General features: G+C 71.0%; 3 protein-coding genes. All 3 read left to right on the top strand.

From position 1 onward, the window contains the following. Positions 1–55: 55 nt before the first annotated feature. The 3 genes from hemL to GTW43_RS30225 all read left to right on the top strand — a co-directional run bounded on the left by hemL (position 56) and on the right by GTW43_RS30225 (position 3,543). Entirely contained in the window at positions 56–1,381 is a 1,326-nt protein-coding gene (gene hemL, locus GTW43_RS30235) for a glutamate-1-semialdehyde 2,1-aminomutase (protein WP_161305173.1), read from the top strand. Beyond that, positions 1,378–2,103 carry a histidine phosphatase family protein gene (locus GTW43_RS30230; protein ID WP_161305172.1) on the top strand — a complete coding sequence of 242 codons (726 nt, stop codon included), beginning with the start codon at positions 1,378–1,380 and terminating at the stop codon, positions 2,101–2,103. The genes hemL and GTW43_RS30230 overlap by 4 nt, the downstream gene beginning before the upstream one ends. A 195-nt stretch (positions 2,104–2,298) precedes the next feature. Next, the gene (locus tag GTW43_RS30225) at positions 2,299–3,543 is read left to right on the top strand and encodes a hypothetical protein (protein ID WP_161305171.1); all 1,245 of its coding nucleotides are present in this window, start codon (positions 2,299–2,301) and stop codon (positions 3,541–3,543) included. Positions 3,544–3,570 lie beyond the last annotated feature (27 nt).

Here is a 3,570-nt window from a genome sequence, read left to right as displayed (position 1 = left end):
TCGGTGCGGCCGGTGCGACGGCAGCGCCGCGAGGGCGGGCCGTACGCTGAGAGGCATGGCAGAGGCGAACTACACCCCCTATCCCTATGAGGCACCCGTATCTCAGGGGCTCTTCGACCGTGCGGCCGTGGTCACGCCCGGTGGCGTGAACTCCCCGGTGCGCGCGTTCCGCGCCGTGGGCGGTACGCCCCGTTTCATGGTGTCCGGCACCGGTCCGTACCTGACGGACGCGGACGGCCGCGAGTACGTGGACCTCGTCTGCTCGTGGGGGCCGATGATCCTCGGCCATTCCCACCCCGAGGTCATCGCGGCCGTGCAGGAGGCCGTCGCGCGCGGCACCTCCTTCGGCACGCCCGGCGAGGGCGAGGTCGCGCTCGCCGAGGAGATCGTGGCGCGCATCGCGCCCGTCGAGCAGGTCCGCCTGGTGTCCTCCGGCACCGAGGCCACCATGTCCGCGATCCGCCTCGCGCGCGGCTTCACCGGCCGTGCCAAGGTGATCAAGTTCGCCGGCTGCTACCACGGTCACGTCGACGCGCTGCTGGCCGCGGCCGGCTCCGGGCTCGCCACGTTCGGCCTGCCGGACACGCCGGGCGTCACCGGCGCCCAGGCCGGCGACACGATCGTCCTGCCGTACAACGACCTCGACGCGGTGCGCGCCGCGTTCGCCGCCCACCCGGGCGAGATCGCCTGCGTCATCACCGAGGCCTCGCCGGGCAACATGGGCGTCGTCCCGCCCCGCGACGGCTTCAACGCCGGCCTCAAGGCCGTCTGCGCGCAGAACGGCGCGCTGTACATCTCCGACGAGGTCATGACCGGCTTCCGCACGTCGAAGGCCGGCTGGTTCGGCGTCGACGGCGTCGAGCCCGACCTGATGACCTTCGGCAAGGTCATGGGCGGCGGCTTCCCGGCCGCGGCCTTCGGCGGCCGCGCCGACGTCATGGCGCACCTCGCCCCGTCCGGCCCCGTGTACCAGGCGGGCACCCTCAGCGGTAACCCGGTCGCCACCGCCGCCGGCCTCGCCCAGCTGCGCCTGCTCGACGACGCCGCGTACGCGAAGGTCGACGCGGTCAGCGAGCAGCTGCGCACCCTCGTCACCGAGGCGCTCACGAAGGAGGGCGTCGCGCACCGGCTGCAGAACGCCTCCAACATGTTCTCGGTGTTCTTCACGGACCGCGAGGTCGCGAACTACGACGACGCCAAGGCGCAGGACTCGTTCCGCTTCACCGCCTTCTTCCACTCGATGCTGGCCCAGGGGGTCTACCTCCCGCCGTCCGCGTTCGAGTCCTGGTTCGTCTCGACCACCCACGACGAGCGGGCGGTCGAGCGCATCGCCGCCGCGCTCCCGGCTGCCGCCCGCGCGGCTGCGGAGGCCACGGCATGAGCATCCTCGACAGCGGCTCGGGACAGAGCGACAAGGACATCACCGTCGTCCACGTGATGCGGCACGGCGAGGTCCACAACCCCGAGGGCGTCCTGTACGGGCGGCTGCCCGACTACCACCTGTCCGAGCTGGGCCGGCAGATGGCCGACCGGGTCGCCGAGCACCTCGCGCCGCGCGACATCACGCACGTCGTCGCCTCCCCGCTGGAGCGGGCACAGGAGACGGCGGCGCCGATCGCCAAGACCCACGGCCTCGACCTGGCGACCGACGGCCGTCTGATCGAGGCGGGCAACGTCTTCCAGGGCAAGACCTTCGGCGTCGGCGACGGCGCCCTGAAGAAGCCGGACAACTGGAAGCACCTCGTCAACCCCTTCAAGCCGTCCTGGGGCGAGCCCTACGTCGACCAGGTCGTGCGCATGATGGGCGCCCTGGACACGGCGAAGGACGCGGCGCGCGGCCACGAGGCCGTCATGGTCAGCCATCAGCTGCCGATCTGGATCCTGCGCTCGTACGTGGAGCGGCGCCGGCTGTGGCACGACCCGCGCAAGCGGCAGTGCACGCTCGCCTCGCTCACCACGTTCACGTACCTGGGCGACAAGATCGTGTCCGTGGGCTACACGGAGCCCGCGCGGGATCTGGTGCCCGCCCATCTCCTCGCCGGCGCCCAGCCCCGCATCGGCAAGGGAGCGGTCAAGGGTCAGGGCAAGGCGTTCGGCGCCTGATCTCCCGCCGGGCACCGGGCGCGGCAGCGCCGCGGACGAAGGGTCGTCACCCTGTGACGGCCCTTCGCTGCGCTGCGTGAACCTATCGGTAAAACCTCCCCAAAACACGCCCGGATCAGGAACCCGCCCCTTCAGGGCTGCCTCTAAGGAAGTGCACAGCGCGACCGGCTGTGCGGCACCAACGAGGGGGACGGAATGCGTCACGTCAGCCGAAGGGGAGCCCTCGGGCTCGGAGCGGGAGCGGCGGCCGCCGCGGCCCTGGCCGGCTGCGGATCGGGCACGACCCCGTCCGTGACACCGGGCAAGCAGGCGGAGAGCCCCTCTGGATCCCCCAAGGGGCCCACGGCCAAGCCCATCGGCGACGGCTCGACCGCGTACACGGGCAAGCAGCCGCATCAGCCGGCGGCGCCCGAGCGGCTCGAACCGGGGCAGACCCCGCCGCAGTTCGTGATCTTCTCCTGGGACGGCGCGGGCGAGGTGGGCAACGGCCTGTTCCCCCGCTTCCTGGAGCTCGCGCGGCAGCACGACGCGCACATGACCTTCTTCCTGTCCGGCCTCTACCTCCTGCCGGAGTCCAAGAAGCGGCTCTACCACCCGCCGAACAACGCGGTGGGCGCCTCCGACATCGGCTATCTGACGGACGGCCACATCAAGGAGACCCTCACGTACGTCCGCCAGGCCTGGCTCGACGGCCACGAGATCGGCACGCACTTCAACGGGCACTTCTGCGGCGGCTCCGGCTCCGTCGCCAACTGGACCTCCGCGCAGTGGCGCAGCGAGATCGACCAGGCCAAGACCTTCGTCAAGCAGTGGCGCACCAACACCGGCTGGACCGACCTGCCGTCCCTGCCCTTCGACTACGACAAGGAACTCGTCGGCGGCCGCGCCCCCTGCCTGCTCGGCCAGCAGAACCTGCTGCCCACGGCCCACGAGCTCGGCTGGCGCTACGACGCCTCCTCGCCCGGCGGTGTGCAGCGCTGGCCGGAGAAGAAGCAGGGCGTCTGGGACCTGCCGCTGCAGGCCGTCCCCTTCCCCGGGCACAGCTTCGAGGTCCTGTCGATGGACTACAACATGCTGGCCAACCAGTCGGTGAACACGACGCGGGCCCCCGCCCACAACTACCCGGGCTGGCGCCGCCAGGCGACCGACGCGTACATAGCCGGCTTCGACCGCGCCTACGGGAGCAACCGCGCGCCGTTCTTCATAGGCAATCACTTCGAGGAGTGGAACGGCGGCATCTACATGGACGCCGTCGAGGGCGCGCTCAAGCACATCGCCGAGACGGCCGAGAAGAACAAGGACGTGCGGCTCGTGTCCTTCCGCCAGTTCGTCGACTGGATGGACGCGCAGGACCCCGCCGTGCTGGACAAAATGCGCACTCTGGACGTCGGGCAGAAGCCCGCGCAGGGGTGGGCCAAGTTCCTGACAAACCCTTCCTGAACTGGGATTATCTCCGCGCGAGGGGGA

The organism is Streptomyces sp. SID5785 (genome assembly GCF_009870065.1).
GTDB lineage: Bacteria > Actinomycetota > Actinomycetes > Streptomycetales > Streptomycetaceae > Streptomyces.
The sequence above is the reverse complement of the archived record's forward strand: the minus strand, read 5'-3'. Positions and strand labels throughout refer to the sequence as shown.